General features: G+C 57.1%; 10 protein-coding genes. 5 read left to right on the top strand and 5 right to left on the bottom strand.

All coding sequences use genetic code 11. From position 1 onward, the window contains the following. Nucleotides 1-306: 306 nt before the first annotated feature. Nucleotides 307-6,981, bottom strand: coding sequence for a M36 family metallopeptidase (locus tag JNN07_11700; protein ID MBL9168397.1), 6,675 nt, complete (start codon nucleotides 6,979-6,981; stop codon nucleotides 307-309). A gap of 284 nt (nucleotides 6,982-7,265) precedes the next feature. Here JNN07_11700 and JNN07_11705 point away from each other — a divergent pair, with 284 nt between their 5' ends. The 5 genes from JNN07_11705 to JNN07_11725 all read left to right on the top strand — a co-directional run bounded on the left by JNN07_11705 (nucleotide 7,266) and on the right by JNN07_11725 (nucleotide 13,439). Next, nucleotides 7,266-8,093 carry an arylamine N-acetyltransferase gene (locus tag JNN07_11705; GenBank protein MBL9168398.1) on the top strand — a complete coding sequence of 276 codons (828 nt, stop codon included), beginning with the start codon at nucleotides 7,266-7,268 and terminating at the stop codon, nucleotides 8,091-8,093. A 264-nt stretch (nucleotides 8,094-8,357) separates the two neighbouring features. Further along, on the top strand, nucleotides 8,358-9,182 hold the full coding sequence (locus JNN07_11710; GenBank protein ID MBL9168399.1) for a Ku protein: 825 nt from the start codon (nucleotides 8,358-8,360) through the stop codon (nucleotides 9,180-9,182). 9 nt (nucleotides 9,183-9,191) lie between these two features. Further along, nucleotides 9,192-10,784: a non-homologous end-joining DNA ligase gene (gene ligD, locus JNN07_11715; protein ID MBL9168400.1), complete on the top strand. Its 1,593-nt coding sequence runs from the start codon at nucleotides 9,192-9,194 to the stop codon at nucleotides 10,782-10,784. Continuing rightward, on the top strand, nucleotides 10,781-11,695 hold the full coding sequence (gene ligD, locus JNN07_11720; protein MBL9168401.1) for a non-homologous end-joining DNA ligase: 915 nt from the start codon (nucleotides 10,781-10,783) through the stop codon (nucleotides 11,693-11,695). Before ligD (JNN07_11715) ends, ligD (JNN07_11720) begins: the two co-directional genes overlap by 4 nt. Before the next feature lie 268 nt (nucleotides 11,696-11,963). Then, nucleotides 11,964-13,439, top strand: coding sequence for a hypothetical protein (locus JNN07_11725; protein ID MBL9168402.1), 1,476 nt, complete (start codon nucleotides 11,964-11,966; stop codon nucleotides 13,437-13,439). Between the two features lie 102 nt (nucleotides 13,440-13,541). Here the strand turns inward: JNN07_11725 and JNN07_11730 are convergent, their stop codons facing one another. From JNN07_11730 to JNN07_11745, 4 genes are all read right to left on the bottom strand, one after another. After that, on the bottom strand, nucleotides 13,542-14,315 hold the full coding sequence (locus tag JNN07_11730) for a methyltransferase domain-containing protein (protein MBL9168403.1): 774 nt from the start codon (nucleotides 14,313-14,315) through the stop codon (nucleotides 13,542-13,544). 2 nt (nucleotides 14,316-14,317) lie between these two features. Beyond that, entirely contained in the window at nucleotides 14,318-16,894 is a 2,577-nt protein-coding gene (locus JNN07_11735; protein MBL9168404.1) for a hypothetical protein, read from the bottom strand. A gap of 433 nt (nucleotides 16,895-17,327) precedes the next feature. Further along, complete coding sequence (locus JNN07_11740; GenBank protein MBL9168405.1) at nucleotides 17,328-17,924, bottom strand: class I SAM-dependent methyltransferase; 597 nt, start codon at nucleotides 17,922-17,924, stop codon at nucleotides 17,328-17,330. 199 nt (nucleotides 17,925-18,123) lie between these two features. After that, on the bottom strand, nucleotides 18,124-22,641 hold the full coding sequence (locus tag JNN07_11745; protein MBL9168406.1) for an immunoglobulin domain-containing protein: 4,518 nt from the start codon (nucleotides 22,639-22,641) through the stop codon (nucleotides 18,124-18,126). Nucleotides 22,642-23,534: the final 893 nt, after the last annotated feature.

Here is a 23,534-nt window from a genome sequence, read left to right on the forward strand (position 1 = left end):
TGTCAGCCCCCCGTTCAACAGCACCCTGAAAGGTGTGCCACCGGTTGGCGAACGGACTCACAAACCGATGAGGTTCCTTGAGTCGGGTGACGCAAGTCTCAGAAGCCGGTGGCAGCGCTGCGCGATGCTCCGTACTTTTAACGGTTCCGGGGGTGTGAGCACCCCCGGCTAGATCTCTTTGAACCCTATGGGTTCGGGACCTGCCGACAAAGGGTGAAACGCTGGCGTTGCCCAGCTTGTCTAGTCCGCGTTCTTAACAGCAAAGCTGAGAGAGGGCTGCCGCGCTCCATATTCTGCTTCAGGCAACTAAGGGGATCGCAGCCGGAAGTACCGTTGGGGGTCTCCCGCGGGCAGGACAGCCTGAAACTCTGAGCCAACCAGCTGAGGAGAGCCACCGACCAAAGTCCATTGGATGGAGTCCGAGAGACTGTCAGCACTCTCCAAGACATACCCCACCGCAGCCGCAGGCCAGGTCAACAGGACCATTCCTTCGGCCGTTAGCGCGGCATTGATCACCACCGGTCCGAGGATGAACAGGTGAACCGGCGGCGAGGTGGAACTGAGGCCCAACAGGTCGGTGGCGACGGCCGTGAGCGAATAGGAGCCTACGGGTGGATTGCTCCACACGACCTGATACGGAGCAAGGGTATCCGACCCAAGATTCGCACCGTCGCGATAGAACTGGACTAACGCAATCCCGCCATAGGCATCACTCGCAGCCGCTGATAGCAGAACCGACGGAGGATGCACCAGCGTCGAGCCTTCCACAGGGCTGGTCAGTTCTATCTGCGGAGGGGGATTGCCCACGCCGGTCAGTTCGAGGTCAAAACTCAGATCAGGGCTGCTGGAAGAGGACTGATGAACCTCGGCTGCAATCACGTTCACCCCCGGCTTCAACAAGGGAAAGACCACCGAGGACTGGAGAGGAACCTGGACCCAGTCATTCTCTCCATCACCCGAGATAGTGACCGTCGCCAACGTATTGGTGAGAATAGTGCCCGGGCTGGGGGGAAGGTTGTTGCGGAATATCTCGGTCCCGTTCAGATAGAGCACGACCCCGTCGTCCCGGAGCACGCGCATCGAGAGTGCGCTCAACGCGGCGGGTTGGATGAACTGTTTGCGGAACCAGGTGGTAATGTGCCGCTGCAACTGACGTCCACCATAACCGATCACCGTCGACTCGTCCCCATCCCCATAACCCAGTTGAGCGGGCCCGGTCTTCCAGCCCTTCGTTCGATCGCTCGCGAAACCGATCTGCGTCCATTTGGCACCAGGGTAAACGCCGTTATCAAGATAGCTCCACACCGAGCCACGCGGGATCAAGGCCGCCAGCACGCTGCCCGAGGGCGGGAGGATCAGCACGTTCACCGGATCCGAATCCGCCGTGAGCCCGCCGCTATCCGTCACAGCCGCTTTGAGCACATGATGGCCGGCCGGGGCGTTCGGCCAAGCGAATGAGAAAGGAGAACTCGAATCCGTCGCGAGCGCGTCCCCATCGGCGAAAAACTCCACGCTGGAAACTGGAATCGGATTACCAGTGGCACTGGTATCCGAAGCCGTCGCCGCTAGCGGAAGTTGAATCGGCTGCTGAAAGACGCTGAACGGAACCGGGGAGGTCAACTCCACGAAAGGGGTGTGATTACCATTGTCGTAGATCCCTCGGAGTTCGAGGGCAAATCCTAGATCCGGGGTCACCAAGCGTGTCGGCCCCTGATGGATCTCCACCGCGATGAGATTCTGACCGGGGACGAGCAGTGAAGGGTCAAGCCGGTTGGTGATCCATTGCCGTTCCAGCGAAGCTTCGAGCGAGCTCAGAGCTTCGTCGCTCCAACCGTAGCGAGCCGGAAGGTTGTCCACCCAAACCGCCTTCCCATTCAGGTAGACGGCGGCACCATCGTCTCGAATCAGGCGAGCCTCCAATCCCAGGACCGCCTTGGGATTGGCGACGGTGAAGGTCCGCCGGAAAGCGAAAGTCGTCACCGATCCCCGCGCCGGTTCGATGTCGGTGTTTTCCCCATCGCCTCCAAATCCCAGTTTACCGGGGCCCTGCGCCCAGGCCGAATCATTGAAGCCCGGGTCATTCCAAGCGCTACCGGGATTCACGGTCGTCGCCAAATACTTCCAGACGGCATTGCTGGCAATCAAAGTGGAAAACAACATGTTCCCACCGGTGGAGAAGCTCCAGATAGGACCGCTGTTGGTCACCGAGTTTCGCCGGGAGCGCAGCTGCCAGTAATAGGCAGTTTCCGGCAGAAGAGGTCCGAGCGCCCAAAAAGCGTTGGTGGTGCTGCCGACATACTCACTCGCGTCAGGCGATGGATCCGTGCCGAAGTAGACATCGAAGAAGGTCGGAGCGGCGGGAGGAGCCCAGAGCTGCACATTGTCCAAATGCACATTGAGATAGCCCCCACTGTCTTGCTCCACAAAAGCAATCCGGATCCACTCACCACGCCAAGCGGCCAGACTCACGCTGCGATTCGTAACATCGCTCAGTGCAGGCGTATTGGTGGTCGTACTAAAGACGGTCGCCAGAACCGCATTATTGGTGTTTCGAACTTCAACCCTAAAACCATGCGAGCTGCCAAAAACCCCGCCATGGCTCCGAATCCGATCCGTCCAACGGAGGGTGACCTCCGTAGCCCCCACCGGTACCAGCACCTCCTGCCATAGCGTCTGCTTGCCGGCCCCCGCCTGATCCGAGAGCACACTGTAGGCGCCTGCCAGTGGAGGAAACGGACCGTCGACCGATTGGGGATCGTAGCCGCCACCCGTGATGGCGAACAGGCCGGTGCCGAAGCTCTCGAGCTGCCAACCCGTCAGATCCCCCGTCTCAAACCCCCCATTCCGGATCAAATCCCCTTCGATCCGTCCCCAAGACAGATCGGTGTGCGGCGGCACATTCGTCGCCCCATCCTCCGGTTGCGGCTGATAGGGCTCAGGCGGCCCGTCGTTATCGGCAACGAAGATCACATTGGTCGCGGGCGTAAACCCAGGGGCGAGCGCGCGAAGCCGAACCAAGACCGCTCCGTCGACGGTTAAATCATCCTGGATGAAGAGCGGGAAGAAAACGTTGGTGGCTCCGGCCGGAATGACGCTCGAAAAAATCGGGGTTCGAACCTCCGATTCATCGTCGCTCACCAACAGGACGGAGAGATTGGTGGTCAGGATGCCTTCGATCCGCACCTGCGCCCCGTTCGTCACCGTTCCCTCGCTTTCGTTGCGGAACACAGGAGCCAGCAAGGCCAGGTCAGTGGAGTCATTGTCCAGGACCGCGACGGTGTCCGTGGCTTGGCCCCAGTTCTGCACCCGGGCCGTGATCACGACGTTCCGTGTGCCCTCGATGCGATTGTTGTCCGGAACAACCAATGGCACCAGGACACTGGATTGCCCGGAGGACAGAAACACAAGCGCCGGAACGGGAAGGAGTTCGGGATCCGAGGAACTCAGTTCCACCCCCATCAACGCCCCGGCCGGCGCGCTCAAGCTCAGCTGACCGAATCCCAGGACCTCGCCCTCGGTGCGGCTCGACGGAAGAGAAAGTGACAGCGTGGCAGACTCATTGTCGTGAACCTTCAACGATCGAACGGCTGGAGTGAATCCAGTTCGGCTGGCCGTGACAAAGACCACTTGGCTGCCATCCCGCACACTATCGTTCACCGCGCTCAGATCAAATAAAGCCGATGCCTGTCCGGGAGGAATGACCACGGAGGAAGGAATGTTCAACTCCCCGGGATCATTTACCTTGAGCGTCACGATTCGTTCGGAGGCGGAAGTCCTGCCTGGCAACATCACCGAACCACGTGCCGGAAGGAGCCCTCCCTCCGTGACACTCGTGGGAAGTTTCAACTCCACCATAGGCTCCGAACAGGCGCGCGCGGCACCGAGGTCGGTTTCCACGAACAACGGAGGAAGATCCCCCCCGGGAGAGAGCCCCGTAATGCCGGTAGGCACAGCGGTCGAGAGAAAGGTCACACGAATTCTTCCATCGAACATCAGTTGAATCTGAAAGTTGGCCTTGGGAGAACTTGCGGACTGCGACTGCGCCACGTTCTCCCACGTGGCACACAGGGAATCCGCCGTCTGCAGCCAGGAAATTCTACCCACCGTCTTCGCGTAGCTCTGCCGAAGTCCCGAAACGCGCGGAAGGCAGAAGTGCCCCAGATAGCCTAGATAATCCTCGAAGGGTGAGTCCTGGGCACCAGGGACAATCGAGCCATCGAGACGGATCTCAAAGGCGGACCGCAACGCTCCATAGAAGGGAATCTTGATGTTGTTGGTGAGCGTGGCGATCACCCCAAGGGTGTTGGTGAAGTCCAGAGTCTGGCCCAGGGCGGGATTCACCGGGAAGGAGGTCGGGGAAGGTGTCGATCGACAGACGACATAGTGCGTTCCCCCGTCGACAGGCTCGAACCACAGGCTGCGGCCTGAAAGGTCAAATGCGTCCGAGTCCTCATTGCTGAACCGTTCCGTCGGAGGCTGGTCGATTCCCACCAGCACGGTGAAGAGTCGTCGGATGACAACTCCGCTGGCCCGGTTCGTAATGTAGACCGAATAGGAATAACCTCCGGGAGCCAACGACCCCGCCGCCGTGGCGTTGATGGTCAGATTGAGTTTCTGGGTGCCATTGGCCGGAATGAGGCCGGAGGAACTGCCAAGTTCTAGAGGCGGCTCGGTACGAGCCTGCCAGTTCAAAGCGACGCCCGACCCATTACTCAGCGTAAAGGTCTTCGCGCTCGGGGCAAACGGCCCCCCCTGCGGTCCCGAGACCTCCGTGGCATCCGCAGGATAGACGGTCAGAGCATCCAAGGAATCGAAGCTCTCCACAACGCCCGCGGTGGTTGTGCTGGGGGGACACGTGGCAGCCGTCCCCAGGCCGCGCTTGGCGAATCCGGCCCAGATTTCCGCCTGATTCGAGCCGCCTGTCAGAACTGCGTCGGCGACCAGGATGGCGTTTCGAGCAGCGACAAAGGTGGGATTGTTCGGGCTCAGCCTGAGTCCATCCATCACCAACTGCAAGGCCAGTTGGTTGCCCGCGACTCCCCCATGCTTCGTGATCAAGTTGGCCCTGACTTCCCAAAGCATCGCACACCACACCTCACCCTGACTATGAACCTCCGCCGGGTTGGCGGTAGCAAGGGGCGAAGAAATCGGGATGCCGATGTGAGGATCAGCCTGGTCCGGATCGATGTCTTTGAAGGTGAGTGGATTCTTGGACATGTCCGTGCAGTAGGGATACCGCCGGGTTCCCATGTAGTAGTTCTCCTGAAACTCAGTGCCCCATTTGCGATAAGCGGTGTAGGCCCCATAAGGATAAACCGCATGGACGGGATCAGTCGGAGCGCTGGTGAGGGCCATGGCAAAGAAGTCAGACCACCCTTCACCCATTCCTCGGCTCTGAACGGCTTCGGTATCCAGGCCCGTGCCATCTCCGACCAGGCGGTTGCTGACAGCATGGCCGTATTCGTGGAGGATCGTCTCGCCGTTCAACGCGGACTCGCGATCCGGATCAGGCCCGGTGTAAATGCCCAGGCTCATTTCGGGGCTACCTCCCTCATTCCAAGTCAGCATGGACGCGTTGTCTTCAGTGAATGGGTCGTTGACCCTCACCGTGACGGGATCGCCCCCCTCCCCTCCCCGGCCAAAATTGTTAAGCTGGCAGTTCCGGTGCCCTTCCGTGAATCCCAATTTGTGAAACCGATCGTGGGCCAGGTTGACCCAATAGAACGCGTTCACCGATGTCGCTTTGACGCGGCTGGCCGGGGAAGCAGCCAGATCCAGAGGAAAGTCAAAGGTTCGGCTGGGACTGCCTTCAACCGCTTTGGTGGTCCAGCTGTTAGGGCTGGTCTGTTGGTAGTACCTAACCGATGCATTGTTGCCTGCGAGTTCATTGTCGCCCACCTCAATCCATCCATTGGGGGAGGCCGTCGAGTCCAGGGAAGTCAGGGTGGTCAAGGTCCGCGCAGCGGCAGGCGGCTGGTTGGTGACGGGGGTGGAGAACCCAGGTGAGAAGGGTGTGGGGCTTTCGGTGGTAAAAACTCGAAAGGTTGCCGGCGCTGAGGCATCTTCCGTCACGCCACGTCTCCAAAGGATCTCTCCGGAATCGGCATCAACGAACATTTCATACCCCAAGCGCGATGACGGCGTCACCAACTGGAGCCGCCAACAAAGACGCACGGTGGAGGCATTCATAGGCAGCCAGATCAGGGAGGCACGGACCTCGCTCCACCCCGGCGCCGCCAGACGCTGCGTTCGAGCAACCCCCTGAGGCGGGTTCGCCTCGCTGATCGTATCCGCGACGAGGGTATATCCCAGCTGAGCCGCAGCCAGCACCCATGCTTGTGCGGCACTGATAGGGACCTGGTCGCCGTTTACCAGCCGGCGGCGTTGCTCAGGCGAGGCCGCGCCGTTGAGCGTGGCCAATAATTCGCTCCCAATGGCGGCGAGTTCCCCTTTGCCCGTAACATGAGCAGTCAAGGTGGCGCGGTGAATGGGCAACCCATCGATTTGCTGTTGCCAGGTGGTGGTTCGAAGTCCGTTGTTGGGGGAGGTGACATCGCGCTGAATGCGCGCATCGGTCAGTGCCGTAGGATCGTGGCCGAAGATTGCGGAGTGATGCGCGATGAACGACTTGACCACCCGGTGTTCATCCGCAGCGTCCACCCCCAGCTCGGCCAGGGCAGGCGCGCCGGACATGCCGAGTCCGGTGCCGTTGGGTCCGGTGAGGAAGCCTTGGGAAGTGGCGATCCACCGAGCCCCGCCAGAAATTGGTCCGCGCTCGATATGCACCCGTGGGGCCATGGACCGAAGCGCCGCCTCACCATCAAGCCTGCGACGCAGGGCAGCAGGATTTTCCGGAGCTGGCTGCCGGCGAGTCAGCCGCGCATCGCCGGGCGACTGGGGCACCGCCGACCACACGAACAGCCGAGCACTCCAAAGACTCACGACGACCAGCAGCCAGGGGGGAACGACACCCGTTTTCATACTCATCACCATGTTATCGTCTTTTGGCGCCAGTTGACGATACCGAAATGGAGGGACTTTGGCTTCGACGCCCTCGAAAGGCCAGCCGGGGAAGATGTTGAACCGCGATGGACGCTAAGGGCGCTATGTCGGAAGGAAAAGAAGAGTTCTGATTCCTCTTCCCTCCGGGTCCCCCATCGCGTCCATGGCGTCCATTGCGGTTTGAGAACTTGGGCCCCTTTCTGATTCCTCCTGAAACAGAAAATGGACTCGGCATCGCCTTCCCGGTGGGGTGTACTCGCGGGATGGACGATTTTCACGTTCCTAACCTGGATGCCTACTGCCGTCGGATCGGCTACTCCGGACCGCGAACTGCCACGCTGGAGACTTTGCAGGGCATCACCGCCTGTCACGCTGCCAGCATCCCTTTTGAGAATCTGGATGTGCTGGTCGGTCGTCCGATCGACCTCTCTCCCCGGGCCATCGAGGAAAAAATCGTTCATCGCGGAAGGGGCGGATACTGCTTTGAGACCAATCAGCTCTTGCTGCTGGCTCTGCGGGCGATTGGGTTTTCCGTCCTTCCGCTCAGCGCACGCGTCCGCTGGATGCTATCCCGGGACTTCATTCCCCCGCGCACACACATGTTCCTGAAGCTCGATCTGGACGGGGAACCATGGCTGGCCGACTGTGGAGTGGGTGGAGTTTCACTCACGGGGGCGATCCGCTTTCAAGACGGGCTGGAACAGCAGACCTCCCATGATCGGCGGAGAGTGATCTTTGACACCGACCGAAAGCTGTGGTTCCACCAGGTCCGCTTTGATGAGGCCTGGTGGGACGTCAGTGAGTTTACCGGGGAGGAAATGCCCGCGATCGACCGATCGATCGCCAACTGGTGGACCAGCACCAGCCCCGACTCCAAATTCAAACGGAATCTGATCCTCTCTCGCTCGGGCTTGGACGGAACCCGTCGAACACTGTTAAACCGCGAGATGACGATTCGGCAGCCGGGAATCCCGGCCACGAAGCACTCGATCGAATCGCAACAGGAACTGGTGGACGTCATGACCCAGGAGTTCCTGATTCCGGCGGAGGCCATCCCCAGTGGGCTCTACGCGATGGTGACAAGGTTCTGAAGATTGCCGATTGGGAAAAGAGGTCACACAGCCACGCGCTCGAATGACAGCCGGGGTGGAGGTTGAACCGCGAAGGTCCTGGTATTCCTCCAGGCGAAAAGCGCGGCGAGCTGCTAGGCCCGTGCAAAGTGCCTTGGATTCACGGAGTCGGATGCAATCTGCACTGGGGGGATATCGACAAGAGCCCTAAGACCCTGCTGTTTACCTAGCCTCAACGGCTGGCCTGAGATCCGCTCAGGATCCCAGCAGCAAAACAAACCCATTATGCGCCCCATCTGGAAAGGAACCATTAGTTTTGGCCTGGTGTCTATACCCGTGTCCCTCTATCCCGCCACGCGTCGCGAGGAACTCAAGTTTCGGCTGCTGCGTGGCTCTGACTTAAGCCCGGTCAACTACAAGCGTGTTGCTGAGGCCGACGGGAAGGAAGTCCCGTGGGATCAGATTGTGAAGGGATACCAATACGAGAAAGACAAATATGTGGTTCTGAAGGAGGAAGACTTCGCTCGCGTCGATGTGGAAGCGACGCAAACGGTGGAGATCATTCAGTTTGTGACTCTGGATGAAGTGGACCCGCTTCTCTTCTACAAGCCCTACTTTATGGAAGCAGAGAAGGGCGGCGAAAAGGCCTATGTTCTGCTGCGACAGGCACTTTCCGACGCCGGCAAGATTGGCATCGCCAAAGTAGTCATCAAAACCCGACAGCACCTCGCGGCCCTGAAGCCCCAGGCGCGGGGCATCATGCTCGAACTCATGCGCTTTCCGGCCGAGTTGCTGGATGCCTCGAGTTTCAAGACACCAAAGGACCAGAAAGTCAGCACCGCTGAACAGACCATGGCCAAGAAGCTGGTGGAGAGTATGACTCAGGAATGGGACCCCACGGCTGTTGAGGATGATTATCACGTTCTGCTTGAGAAGGTCATTGAGGAGAAAATTCAGCACCCCACCAAGTCCTCCCGCAAACCCGCATCCCGGCGTTCTAAAGGCAATGTTATCGATCTCATGTCAGTGCTGCAGAAGAGCGTCGAGGATGCCCAGAAACGACCCGACCGCAAAAAGGCCAGGGCGAAGGCGAAGGACAAGGTGGCATGATTTCGGGCTATGTCTTTAACCCAATATCAGAGCAAACGAAACTTCGAGCGGACTCGGGAACCCCGACCTCGCCGGGCTGCACGCGCGAAAGAATCGAGGTTTGTTGTGCAAAAGCACGCAGCCTCGCGGCTTCATTACGATTTTCGACTGGAGATTGACGGCACGCTCAAATCGTGGGCGGTGCCTAAGGGTATCCCGCTGAGAAAATCCGAAAAACGTCTGGCGGTACAGGTGGAGGATCACCCGGTTTCGTACATTGATTTCGAGGGCACCATTCCTCAGGGGGAGTATGGCGGGGGCACGGTGTTGGTATGGGACAAGGGCACGTTCCATATGGGCAACGTCGACCCGATCAAGGCGCATCGCGACGGCAAACTCAGCTTCTCGCTAGCGGGAACCAAGCTGAAAGGCGACTGGCACCTGGTTCGGCTCAAGGACGCAACACAGTGGTTACTGATCAGGGCGGGTGATGATATGAAGCCCGTGTCCAAGAAGGCGGACAACACCTCAGCCAAATCGGGCAAAAGCATGGAAGCCCTCGCCCAGCAAGGCTTAGCTGCGAAACCCGGAAGAGCCCACGCAACCAGCCCAGGAAAGGCTCCCAAACGCGGCGCAGCACGGAAACGAGTGCGGGGCGCGATCGCTTCGTTCATTCCTCCCATGCTGGCCAAGCCGCTAAAAGCGGTTCCTCAGGGTGAGTGGTTCTACGAGCTGAAATTCGATGGCTATCGGGCCCTGATCCTTAAGCAGGGTGATCAGATTCAATTGCTCTCCCGGAACGAGAAGGACTTGGCCATCCGCTTTTCTGAAATCGCGGAAGCGGCGAAATCGATTCGCGCGGAAGAGGCCATTATCGATGGAGAGCTGGTGGCGTTGGACGAGAGAGGTCATTCCTCGTTCCGGCTCCTGCAGTCCTACGCCATCGGAACGCAGAGTCCTCCGCTGGCCTATTATGCTTTTGATCTATTGGAGCTAGAGGGGAAAAGCCTCCGCGATCAACCCATTGAAGTCAGAAAAGCGACACTCAAAGAGCTGATTCCCCCCAGCGGAATGATTCACTATTCACCCTCACTCGGCGGAGATGCCTCACTGCTGCTCAAGGAAATGCGCAAGCATCGCCTTGAGGGCGTCATCGGCAAGCGCGTGGGTTCCCGGTATGAGCCAGGCACGCGTTCAGGAACCTGGATTAAACTCAAGATCACCCAATCACAGGAAGTGGTGATCGGTGGCTACACCGATCCACAGGGCACCCGCCCCCATTTTGGATCGCTTCTGACCGGAGTTCATCGAGCCGGAAAGCTCATCTTCTCCGGCAAAGTTGGAACGGGTTTCGACGACGCAGTGCTGGAGCTCCTCAAGGCCAAAATGGATGCGCTGAGCACCGCCCGATGTCCCTTTGTGAACTTGCCCGAAAAACACCGGGGGCGGTATGGGCAGGGTATCACGCCTTCCGAGATGAAGCGCTGCCATTGGGTCAAGCCCTCGTTGGTATGCCAAGTCACGTTTCACGAGTGGACCCGCGATTCGAAGATGCGACACCCGGCATTCCTTGGGCTGCGCGACGATAAAAACGCCAGGGATGTCGTTCGCGAGATGCCATGAGAAAGACGTCAAAGATTACGGTTAAGGGTCGCGAACTTGACGTTTCCAACGTGGAGAAAGTGTTCTATCCAAAAACAGGGTTCACCAAGGGAGAGGTCATCAACTACTACATCAACATCGCATCCTGGCTCCTGCCTCATTTGAAAAACCGTCCTCTGACGATGAAACGCTACCCGGACGGTGTGGAGGGTAAATACTTTTACGAAAAGCAATGTCCCAGCCACAAACCAGTTTGGGTTAAGACGATAAAGGTGAAAAAGACCGAAGGCAGTATCGACTATTGTGTCATCAACAGCCTATCGGCTCTGGTGTGGACTTCGAATCTCGCAAATCTGGAGCTGCATACGTTTCTTCATGTCGCGCCAGCCGTCGAAAAACCAAGGGCGGTAGCTTTCGACCTCGACCCCGGTGAACCCGCGAACATCCTCGACTGCTGCGTCGTGGCGTTGCGCCTCAAAGCCCTTTTTGATAAACTGAAACGCGAGTGTTTCCCGAAAACCTCTGGTTCTAAAGGACTACAGATTTACCTGCCGCTGAACTCACCCGTCAGTTATACGCAGACGAAAGAATTTGCGCGACAGGTCGCGCAAGCCATGGCCGAGCGTTATCCGAAGTCGGTGGTTGCACGCATGGAAAAGAAGCTGAGAGCAGGGAAGGTCTTCATCGATTGGAGCCAAAACGATGCGCACAAGACGACGGTCAATGTGTATTCGCTGCGCGCCAAAGAATTCCCCTCAGTCTCCACACCTCTCACCTGGAAAGAGGTCACTCTGGCTACGAAATCCCGCAATGCCGATTCGCTCTTCTTCGGCCCCGATGAGGTGCTCCAACGGGTCAAAAAAATGGGGGACTTGTTTGAGCGAGTATTGTCGATGAAACAAAAGCTGCCCAAGATTCAGGATTTGGCTTAAAGGGACACTGAAAAGTGTGAGAGGAAGGAGTTCGGGTTGTCTGAGTTGGTCCGAAGCATACCTATCGATGAACCGCAAAGGACGGCTCCCAGTTGCCAGGTGCCAGTTGCCAGGTGCCAGTTGCCAGGTGCCAACTGCGGTCGGGTGTCGGGTGCCGGGTGTACGGTTTTAAAAATCGGGCCCTTTCCCGCAAATGGCCCGCGGGAGCTTTTTCTCCATAAACGAAACGCGTTTCCTGGCCGATAAGAGGGTTGGCGGTTAATTGATCATGGCCATCCTAGTAAACCAAGAACATCGTCGTCTCGGTGCGCTTCCTGCCGCACTGGCGGCGGCAGTCCTATGTGTATGGCTATCGCTGTTACTAACTCCGATTCGAAAAGCCCAGGGACAGAGCGTCGAACCTCCTGCCCTCCCTCTGTCCGCACCCCAAATCGAAACAGCTGAGACCGATCCAGCCGAGCTAGATCCGCTGGCCCACTTGCTACCTAGTCCGCCTGCATTCTCACACTCGGACGGGCTGGTCAGCCCTCCGGAGGAAGCGGCTGGTCCTGACCTGCCTCCGCAACTCAAGCGCGCCAATCTTGTTCCAGGCATTGTTGATATAACCTCCGGTAACCGTAACGTGATGGCCATAGCGGAGGTCGGACTCAACACGGAGATTCGCGGCGTCACGTTCCATCTGAGTCCACGCGATTCAGATGACCCGCCGATCCTCAGCATCGCCGGAACCCTGATCTCCACCACGCCTACCATCGGACGCTGGGAGGCACTACTCACCATTCCTAAAGGCTGCCTCCCGGGCCGATGGGCTTTGGCCGTCCTAATTCAGCCGCTGCGAGGGAATCCGATGGAGTTCGGTCTTTTAGGACACACTCCCCTTCCACCGAACAGCGCAAGGGAACTCTTGGTCGTGAATCAGGGGGACATCGACTCCAGCCTTCCGGAGGTGGAGATTCTCAAAGTCGATCCTCAACTGGCGTTCGTCGGTTGTGGAGATCTCGCAACACCGGTGAAGATCCGGTTGCGCGTCAAAGCCTCCAGCGGCCTGGACGACACCGAGAGCAGCTTTGTGCAGCTCTCCCGATCAAACCTGGCTTCCGTTGTCGCTGGCGAGGTGTTGAGTGAAGCGAACCGCATCTCCGGGACCGCCGTGGACGGCATCTACGAAGCGATCGTTCCCATCCAACCCAACTCGGAACCGGGCGAATTCATCGCGGGTGCGATGGCCAGGAGTCGCGTGGGGAGATCCGGAAAGATGGTGCGCCCCGGTCCCAAGGTTCACGTGAGATCGCTCAAGCACCTCCCACCTGGCTACATCGATTGGGCCACCCGAAACTTTCCGGGCTCGTTTCCCGATCCGGATTGTCAATTTCATGCGCTGTGGAGGCCTGATGCAGACATTGATGGCGATGGAGTGATGAACTGTGTGGAAGCGTATTTCGGAACTTCCCCTACCAATCAGGCGGACGCACCCAAGATCCTGGTCTCTTACGACAGCAAGCGGCAATTCGTGGTGAGTTGGACGCAACCCCAAAGCACATACGGAATGGCCGTCAAACCGGAATGGTCCTCAGATCTGGATTTGTGGTTTGCATCCGGGGAAAGCTTCGCCGGAAGAAAGGCTCGAACCATCAGCGTTTCCGATGAAGGTCCGGCCCCGAAGGGAGGCGTGTTCAAAGAAGCTCGGTTCGACGTCAACGGCCTCCCCCATGCCTATCTGCGCCTGCGGGTGCTGATGCCGTGATTGCGAGTGACGAGTGACGAGTTATGAGTTACTGAGCAACGGATCATGACAGCCTTCTTCGCGCTGTAGGGTCCGCATCACTCATCACTCATCACTCATCACTCACGTGCACCGGCGGGCGATGACGAAGGCGCTGAACATGTAGTAGCGCAGCGGAGTCGCGTTCAGCACCCAGTCTAGCACCTTCGGCACGTAACGGTCGGTGCACTCCACCGAAACGATCTCGCATCCCAAACGCCTCAGAAAGAATTCCATCTCCACCGCATTGGTCAGAATGATCGCATCGTCATCCGGCTCGAAAGGCTCCTTAACAATGGGCGGCGTCCGATCGAAACGCACCGCATCAGGCGAGGTGCGCATCTGTTCCCGCTTCTGGGCCAAGCGACGCCAATTCTCCCACTTGTGCTTGAGCCCACGCATCCGGGGATGGTAGTCACGAAAACCAATGGCTCGCCGAAAGTTGGGACTGGAAACCACGACCCGACCTCCAATCGCTGTCACTCGCACCATCTCGGCGAGGAAAGCTTCCGCGGCGTCGACGTGCTCCAGGACGTTGAGGGCACCTACCGATCCGAAATGACCGTCCGGAAAAGGCAATCGTTGTCCATCGTAGAGTTGACAGCGGCTGCTGAACTCTCGAGCGCGCGCGACGTTCGGCTCGGAAACGTCGACGCCATAAGCCTCGACCCCTTCGCGCGTGAGAGCGCCTACGACCTGTCCAACCCCGCATCCCACGTCGAGGACCCGAGCGCCCGGCTGAGTGGGGCGTAGCGCATGGGTATACTTGCCATAGAAGGCCGGGTCCCAGCTCGCCAGGAACTGAGCGTAGGCCTCGTTCTGGTGATAGTATGACTCGTGAGCTTGCGAAGAGGACATGGTCAGGACTCTTTTCTACCCGTCACCAATAGCACGCCGCAGAGCACGAACCCGATCCCGATAGCGGCCAGGCTGACATACAAGCCGGTCGTCGAGGGCTGGAACTCGAACTCCACCACGTGTTGCCCGGCCGGGACCTGCACCCCGCGCATTAGGAAGTTGCAGCGCAACAAGGTGGCTGGCTGTCCATCCACCCGAACGTTCCAATCTCCGTCGTACTTGTCGGTTAGCATGACCACGGCCGCAGTGGCCGACTGAGTCTTGAGTTGGATTCGCTTCGGAGCGTAGGAGGTCAGCTCGACACTGCCCGCCGGAGCATTGGTGTCGATCGGCCCACCCAGATTGCCAGAGATCAAGACCTCCTGGGCAGGAACGAAGGTGGGATCTGCCAGCCGGTTCAACAATGCCTCATCGTTGGTGTAGCTCTGCCATCGCGTGAACAAACTGGCCCGCGGCAACGCCCCGGTAAATTCCAAGAGAGCGTACGGACCGGTGTCGTTCGTCCTTACCCCAATCCGCTGCGATCCGGCATCGAAGACGCTGAAGGCCATGATCTGTTTGAATCGACCCTGGTTACCGTCCAGTTGCTGACTAAGCTGATCCGCGAAGGGATTCGCCAGCCCCACGAGGTAGCGTGTGCTGGTGAGTTCCCAGAGCCGAATCGGTTTCGGCTGAAGCTTCTCGCGGTAAACGATGTTCTCCGGGGAAGGACGCGGATCCTGGATCACGTCGATGGATGGAATATTGTAGAAAGGAAACTGCTGCTGCATCCATTCCACATGATAGATCTGCTGAAGCATGGCCAACTCCTGCATTCCGAAGGGCACGACGGTGGTCCGTTGGTGAGTGGGTTGAGCCTTGAGGTAGTCCAGCAGGGCGTTGCTGGCGTACTTTGCCTGGTAGTCGTAGTGCTGGATCCACGGGGTGTTAGCTCGCGCGAGGTCGATCACCAGAATCCCGCCGAGGATGACCGCCATCCAGGAGGACCGACGATCCCGGAAGAAGCCCGCGAGGCCCAGCATCATCCCGCCGAGCGAAAGCACCAGGAACACCAAATAGAGCAAGACCTCCCGCTGGCTGAACCGGGCCACCTCCTTGGCGACGCTGGACTCGGCCTCACCTTGACTGGCCACGGCATTGTTGAGCAGATACTTGACCAGATCACCGGTAGAGGTGGCGTAGAGCATCCAGCCCAGAACGCTCAGGCCGAGAAAGCCAGCGCATCCATACACCCACTTCTTGTCGAAAGCAGTGGCTTTCGCCCACCAGTTAGCTGGATCGATCTTAGCCACGGCCTTGTCGAGATACCCGCGCCAGAGAGCTTGAAGTCCATAGGCAAACAACATCAGCACCGCCAGGTGGAGAATATGCGTCCATTTGATCGGATTGCGGATGTTCGAGAAATAAGGCATCGCGTAGACGATTCGGTAGAACGGCGCATAGCGACCCCAGGCGAAGAGCAGAGCGACCAGAGCCACGGCTGCCCAGAAGGCGATTAGACGTCGTTCGGAGAGTGAGTAGAGGTTTCCTTGACGACGAAGCGCCTGGGCGCAGGCGAAAGCGGCGAAGAGCATGACCGTGACCCCGGCGTATTCGCCGGCGCCCGAGAAGCGAGCAAAGCCGCGTTTGGTAGTTTCCCATTGAGGGTCACGTCCAGCAGTGCCCCAGTAGCGCCCCCCGTCCGGCGTGTCCATTCGATAGCCATGGAGGCCGGGGATGATCAAACGGAACGACTCTGCTTTGGGCAGGCTCCACTGCGTCGCCCAGTCCCACTGCTGTTCCGGAGACATGATCTGCTTCTGCGATTCCACCGCGGTCAGCACTTTGGCACGGAAGACCAACGCATCGATGATGTGGAAGGCCATGATCCCGGAGAACACAACCACCACAGCGACCCGGAACATTCCCTGGACGGCACTTTGGACGGAGGGTTTATCCTTCACCCAAGTAAAGACGAAGGCGAAAGCCCCGATGAAAAGACTGAAAAGCACCCCGATATCTGCACCCTCGGTAATCCCCATACCTACCGCCAAGCCGGCCAAAGCACAGCGAAGCCACACATTGGTTTGGGAGGTTGCACCGAGAGCACCGACAGCAAGGAACGAGGTAGCCAGGGCGAACGGGCGGGACGAGAGTCCCCAGCACGCGTTGGAGAAGACGTTCATGTTGAGGGCTGCGGCCAAGGCGGTGAGGGTCGCCACGGCGGGGTGAAATCCGAGGGCTCGACAGGATAACCAGGCGCTAATCCCCAGGATGAACAGAGCGATCGGGGCATGAAATTTGGAGAACCCGACCGGTCCTAGCGCGAGGAACTGTCCGAAAGTAAAGCTGGGCAACAAGCTACCCCCATGGCTACCGACCCAATTCAGGTCGGACCAGACACCGAAGAAAGCATCGGGGGTTTTGTTGTAATCGGCCTTGAGGGCACCCAATGGTCCATCGTTGAGGAAGAGAGTCCAGCCGGCCTTGAAGCTGGGGGCGAACAACCATCCGAGCACGAGGAGGAGAACGATGACGAGCAGCACGAAGCTGCCCAGAGCGGGCGCAGATTTGTTACCCGAGGATGGTCGTATCGACATAGGCTGGCGGGACTATGCCGAAACCCTCCCAGCAAATCCATTAAGGAATTTCTCGCCTCCCCAACGCGCGTGCAATTGTTTCTAGGCCACCTGAAAGGGAGTCGTCACGGAGGTAGGGCGAAACTCCGTTGAGCCCATCATGGCTCCAGGCCCAGCTGCACAGGAAAGACTATCCCCGAGAGGGCCTCTCAATGTGCACTATCCCTCACCGCTTCTTGCCGCGGTTCTCTCCTTCCAAACCTTAGGCATTCTTGGGCTCAACAAAATCGCCTATAGAGTCAATCGGATCGATCTTCGATCAAGTCCCACCTACTCCTTCGTGCGGAGCATGACCTCAATCTCATCCACCTCAAATGACACCCCGCCACCCGGCAGGGTTGGCAGCTATTGGGTGGGGTTCCCACCGAGGCACAGACCTCGGCGGAAGTAGGCATCACAAATCCTTGTAACAAAGGATGGCAGCAGCGGATTCCGGGTGCCGTCGAGTAAAGGTCAGCTGCTTCACCAGCGAGTAAACAGCCCAAAACGCCCGAGGTCGCCGTTTTAGAACATGGAACTCCCCTCGAAGGGACTTTGGTCCGAGCATCCCCAACACCGAGAAACCCAGCTCTTTCATCTCGGAGGCTGTCCAGCCAGAGAGATGCTCTTGAAGGTCATCTCGTTCTTGATGTCGTTGCGGCAAGAACCCATTCGGGGTCAGGAAGATGATCCGTTTCTTCGCTACGCTCTCCATAGATCGAATGAGCTGAAAGCCATCCTCCTTGGGCAGATGTTCGATGACGTCGAGGGCAATGCACGCATCGAATTGCTTCTCGCGAAATACAGTGGGTAGTTGTCGAATATCTCCGACGACAAACTCTGAGTGAGTGCCCGTACGTCTGGCGTTGGCGATGGCTGGCTCATAGCCATCGATACCCACCGAGTTTTGGAGTCCGAGGTACTGTAGAGGGGAAGCGAGGCCGCATCCCACATCCAATACACGCGGGCAGTCACGGAGGAGAGCCCTTATCTCAAGGACGTTCAGTATCATAAACGGGTCAAAGATTCCCCGTTTGACTAGATTGGCGCAGATCGAGAAAGGGCTGTGCATGTCGGAAACCGCAGCCAAAACCACTACCGACCACCGGGTCGTTTAGGAATCGGCTCAAATTCTTCCGAGACGCTAAGACAAAGAAACTCGGTGAGCGACAAGATTCTCGGGTCGCTCACCGAGCCTGAAATATTTTGACCTATTGGCGGAGGCGGAAGTAGGTCTGCCCGCCAGGAGGGACTGGCAACCTAACCTGGAAGACTTGCCCCTGTTTGACTGGCTCGGGGACGACCGCAGCCCACACCGGAGAATGGATAGCAGGTGACGATTCGAGGACGAAACCGGAGGCAGATGCCGGCCACGTGACTACCAGGGAACTACCCTCGACGGCGATATGGATCTCCGGCGCGCCGGTTCCGATCGTTATCGCGCCTGGGCCATAGGCGGCTGGCATCTCTTTGGCGCCCCCGTTCACAACTTCACGAACAACCGGAACGTCACCGAAGGTCAGTGCACTGGAACCGGCCCTCACCGACCTTACAGTAAAGACGGCCCTGGCGATGTGCTTGATTCCCGCTGAGAACTGGGTTCCACCTGGCAGAGCCAAAGCAACACCGACTCGGCCGATAGAACTCTGTTTGGAATTGATGTTGAACAGAGCCCCACCAGCCTGACCGTCTGGGTCTACGCTTTCAAAGGTGAGGATAGCAGGGTCGAATTTAATACTGAAACCGATAGCAGCTTCCCCGCCCAAGGCGGTAAGGGTAATCGGGACGGAAACAGTTTGTCCGGGTTCCCCGCTGAAATCCTCGAGAGAGATAACCGTCATCGCCACATCTTGAAGCGAAGGCGGTCCGAAGAGCGGTGAACTGAGGATGTTGGAGAATGGCCCCCCTGCTACCGCAACTGCATCAAGACTTGCTGCATATCTGCCTGACTGGACCCAATCTTTGACAGACAACCGACCATCCCCCGCGGTCTCTGCTGGAGCACAATCAACTCTTTGGTATTCTTGAGGTGAAGATGGCTCATCCAGCCCAGCAACGAAGCGACCTATTTGCACCCAATCTCCAAGAGTAAGCCTCCGGTCGCCCTCAGGCCGAGGAGCTACATCTGCTTCGAAACCGTGAAAGAGGACCATTAGAGAACCGGCATGATATTTGGCGCTAAGCGGATTGGCAAATGAGTCAACAACCTCACGAACTACCGGTTGATCAGAGAAGTCGATTATACTAACTACGTTAGAAGTTATTGGGGCAACCCTAAATATAAACCTACCGAGGTTCACCGGACCTTGGCTCAGGCGCTCGGAGGTAGGCAAAGCAACAGCCAAGCCCACTTTACCCGACGCGATCTGCGTGGTGTTCATGTTTAAGGACGCACCACGCAGATCTGGATTGATAATAAAGTCGCGAAATGCCAAGAGCCTCTGGTCGAAACTTAAACTAAACGAGACCGCGTTCTCTCCACCATTCGCTTCAACGACGCAGTCCACTGCAGCCTCGTCACTGGACCTGGCCTGGCTGGAACCAAGCGCCACAATTGTGGGCCCAGGCTTTACCGTGACGACAACATCTCCGGAATTGACCTGACCAAACAAGTTCGTGATCTCTACTGAGTAAACCCCGGCTTGAGAGAACGAAGCGTTGGTGATTGTAAGGCTAGAACCCGATTCCGTGTCGATGACTGCCCCATTGAAACGCCAACGATAGCTTAAGGGTAAAGAACCACTAGCGCGAACCGACAAAGTGAAACCATTACCAACTACAACTTCTGTCTCTATCGGCGCTTCGACGATGGAAGGTGGCATGTCTACAACCTCATAGCCAATTAGCAAGACCGTTGCACTACTATCGCCCCCAACGCCAATGGGCGAGGAGGGGTCCTCGATAAACACTCGCTGCATATCCTGGGAGTGGGTAGCCCCATCAAGGACATAAAGCCGATCAGCACGTTGGAAGGTCCTGGTTTCTACAAGCAAATTGCCCAGCGCGCTATCGAAAACGAAAGGCCGCTGGAGAGGAAGGAGGATATCAAAGGTTTTGGATTCTCCCGGGCTACCCGTCGCACGCGACGTTAAATGCCAAGGACCATCAAACACAGTTAACTCATCTGCCCCAACGTTCTCCGAGAAAACATAACTTAAATTCCCCGGAGACTGGTGAGTTGTAGACATGCGAAACTGAATGTTCGGGATGGTGGTAGAAAAGGCCGCATCCCCAGTACCGAGCTTGCTGTCCACTCTAAAGCGGAGTTGGGTAATTCGAAGGGGCCCTGAAGGAAACAACGTCCCAGCGTATAGCTCTTGCTGTCGGATGGCCACACTTACAGCCGCGGAGGCACCATCGCCTTCTATCGTTTCCAGAGAATTTGGCACAAACGCGAGTCGTGAAGGCTTTTCGACTACGCTTAGCATCGCCGGAGAGCTCGTGACTACCCCATTGCGATTACTTATAGCCAATGTATACAAACCTTCATTCGCTCTTGAGACCTGGGAGATGTTGAGGGTTGAGGACTCGGCGCCGGGAATCAAGGCACCGTTGAAAAACCAAAAATAGTAAAGTGGACTTCCCCCATAGGCAGTGGCTGTGAACTGAGCTTCATCCCCCTCAACAGCGACCGTCCCCACAGGGCCTACCTCGAGGACAGGAGGCACACTCTCATCCAAGGTATAGACTAATTCCAATACATCTCCAGCTGAGTTAGCAACCGAGCCGATGGCCGCATCAGGCTGACCGTCATTGAACACCATCGCCAATAGATTTCCAGCGCCACTAGCCGCGTCCGTATGGAAACGCAGGGGAAGAGTCGAATAGTTCCGATACTCCAGCAGCAAATTGCCGAGTCTAGGGTCATACTTGAATGACCGATGTAGCGGGAGGGTCACATCGAATTCCTTCGGTCCGTTTGCGGGACCCGCAAATGATGTCGATATACTCCACTCTCCACGAAACACTTCCTGAACATCAGGACCGAAATTTTCATCGAATGTTCGACTCATGTTATCCACAGACTTCGAGCTAGTAGCCATGCGAAAAACTATGTTATCCAAAACTCCGGAAAAGGGCCCAACGGCATAAGTAATATCTGGGCGAAACCGGATTGCGTGGATGACTATCGGACGAAGAGGGAACATGGATGCAGAATACATCTCCTGAAGACGGATCTTCACACTAAGTCCAGCCGAGGCACCAGAACCTTCCACGGCGGAATAGGCACCTGGGACTACCAACTCCAAAGAGTCACGCGGAATAACCGAGAGACTTACGTCCGGTGTTTTCAGAACTCCAAATGCATTTGAAACCACCACCGAGTAGACACCCACGTCTCGAGGACTCGCGTTCGTGATGACAAGCTCAGAACCGGTTTCTCCACTAATGGCGATCCCATCTCCAAACCACTGATAATGGAGGGGCATCGACCCCAGGGCATGGACCTGAAAGCGCGCAGTCCCACCCTCAGTGGTAGTGGTCGCAAGTGGTTTACGAAGAACCAACGGAGCCGTGCCAGCTCCCAAACTATAACCTAGCTCCACTGCTGACGCCGCAGCAACCACGACGGAGGCTACGAGCGCGTTCGGATCTTGGTCGGAAAAAGCGGAGCCGACGGGCCGACGGTTTTGAGCAGCGGTTGAGCCGTTACTCAGCGCGTCATGGTGAAAGCGTACTGGCAGCCCACCGTAGTTACGAAAATCAACACACAGATTACCACGAGTAGGGTCATAGAAGAATGGCTTTTGAAACTTGAGGACTATATCGAAATCCTTTGGTCCCTGAGCCGGCCCATTAAACGCCGTACGCAATTCCCAAGACCCATCGTAGACAAGCGTTTCGTCTGATCCTGCGTTGAATGAGAATGTCTTGCTCATCTGTGCAGGCTCGGTCTTCGTTGTTGATAGACGAACAGCCACTCGGGATACAGTTTGCGTAATTGCCATGGCGGAAAGCTTAGAATCGGGACGGAATCGAAGTTCTCGGATGTAGACCGGCGTGGGAACGAACTCGGAAGAGTGGTAAACCTCCTGCATATGAATCGGGTTGCTGAAGGTTGCCCAGGCGCCCGAACCTTCCACTGACTCAAGTCCACGTGGGACAACATGAGCATAAGTTGTAGAAGTTAGGATTTCTAACCGAGCGACCTTACTGGTAACCACACCAAAAGAGTTGGAGATGACTACGGTGATAGCCCCGGAATCGCTAGGCCCTAGATTGTCTAAGACCAGGGTAGACGAACCGGCATCTGACAACAGATTTCCGTTTCGGTACCAATGATACCTGAGAGGCTCAGCACCTACAGCTGACACCTCGAAACGGGCAGTTCCGCTTTCCTCGAGGACCTGATCTACAGGTTGAGCAGCAATGTATGGGGTGCCCCCGTCTTCATAACTCCAGACAATTTCCACGACATCGGCTCCATCGCTGCCAGCGGAGGCAACCAAAGCGTTCGGATCACCGTCGCTAAATATCATCTTAACTGGGCCACCAGGAATACTCGCCGAGTCGGTGTGGAATCTGCTAGCAAGCGTCGAGAAGTTGCGGTATTCGAGCAGTAAGTTTCCGAGTCGTGGATCATATCGGAATGGCCTTTGCAGGGGAAGGCGCACGTCAAACTTTTTGGGGCCTGAAAACGGCCCCTCAAAGGCGGTCGCAACGTTCCAAGAGCCTGAGTAAACGTCCAAAGCATCCATGGACAGATTTTCATCGAACACCGAGCTCATGCTAGCTGCGGACTTTGAGGTGGTGGATAGCTTGAATCGTATATCGTTCAAATTACCCTCAAAGGGACCGACAGCGTAAGTTATGTCTGGCCTAAACCGAAGTTCCCTTATGACAATAACCTGATCAGGAAACAGAGATGAAGAATATAGCTGCTGGAGCCTTATCCTTACTGCGAATCCAGCGGATGCCCCTTGCCCCTCCACCAAGGCTAAGGAGCTTGGCACGACTAACGTTTCGTTTGCTCTCCCTTGGCCAACTATAACCAATGGTGCAAGCAGCAAAGCGCAAACAAGTCGCAGAAAGTTATTCGTTTTCATTAGCTTCAAATAGACCGAGATCTGATAATCCCCTCCTCGTGAGTAAGCACTAGCTCCACCGAACGCTACAACAAGGTCAAAATAGCGTCCCAAAAAGGTGTTAGGAATTGAGCGGCACCCACACCATGTAATGTTCAACAACGGGCTCACCGAGACATTAAAGCACTCTGGGAGCGACCACATCCGTTAATTCTCAAACCTTAGCAGAGATTAGACGCAAAACAATCGCTAAGATTAGGGATAGTGTCCCAAAAAACGCCCCCTGGACTCCTTGTTTTAGGGACAGTCACCTTTAGCCTGCGATAAGCCATTGCCCTACTTTGCGACACTATTTTCCCGATGGGGGTTTCTAGACGATGATGCGAGGACTCCTAACCTCGGACTTTACACTAAGACTGAAAGAAGCCCACCGCCGTCATCCAAGGGTTTCGAGCGCCGAACACCCAGACTAGCGCGGCGAAACTTGGCCAAGTCCGATGACCGTTACTTAGTCCATGCCGGTAAGTCCACCGATCCGTAGCAATTAAAGGAAAGGCAACCGCAGTGTGATGGAACACCACGGGCGCTTTTCCTTA

The sequence above is a fragment of the Verrucomicrobiales bacterium genome (genome assembly GCA_016793885.1).
In the GTDB taxonomy this organism is placed as follows: Bacteria; Verrucomicrobiota; Verrucomicrobiia; order Limisphaerales; family UBA11320; genus UBA11320.

Coding starts and splice junctions, on each gene's coding strand:
- JNN07_11740 (MBL9168405.1), bottom strand. CDS start 17,924: ATGATACTGAACGTCCTTGAGATAAGGGCTCTCCTCCGTGACTGCCCG.
- JNN07_11700 (MBL9168397.1), bottom strand. CDS start 6,981: ATGAAAACGGGTGTCGTTCCCCCCTGGCTGCTGGTCGTCGTGAGTCTT.
- JNN07_11710 (MBL9168399.1), top strand. CDS start 8,358: ATGCGCCCCATCTGGAAAGGAACCATTAGTTTTGGCCTGGTGTCTATA.
- ligD (MBL9168400.1), top strand. CDS start 9,192: ATGTCTTTAACCCAATATCAGAGCAAACGAAACTTCGAGCGGACTCGG.
- JNN07_11730 (MBL9168403.1), bottom strand. CDS start 14,315: ATGTCCTCTTCGCAAGCTCACGAGTCATACTATCACCAGAACGAGGCC.
- JNN07_11725 (MBL9168402.1), top strand. CDS start 11,964: ATGGCCATCCTAGTAAACCAAGAACATCGTCGTCTCGGTGCGCTTCCT.
- JNN07_11705 (MBL9168398.1), top strand. CDS start 7,266: ATGGACGATTTTCACGTTCCTAACCTGGATGCCTACTGCCGTCGGATC.
- JNN07_11745 (MBL9168406.1), bottom strand. CDS start 22,641: ATGAGCTCGGTGTTCGATGAAAATCTGTCCATGGATGCTTTGGACGTT.
- JNN07_11735 (MBL9168404.1), bottom strand. CDS start 16,894: ATGTCGATACGACCATCCTCGGGTAACAAATCTGCGCCCGCTCTGGGC.
- ligD (MBL9168401.1), top strand. CDS start 10,781: ATGAGAAAGACGTCAAAGATTACGGTTAAGGGTCGCGAACTTGACGTT.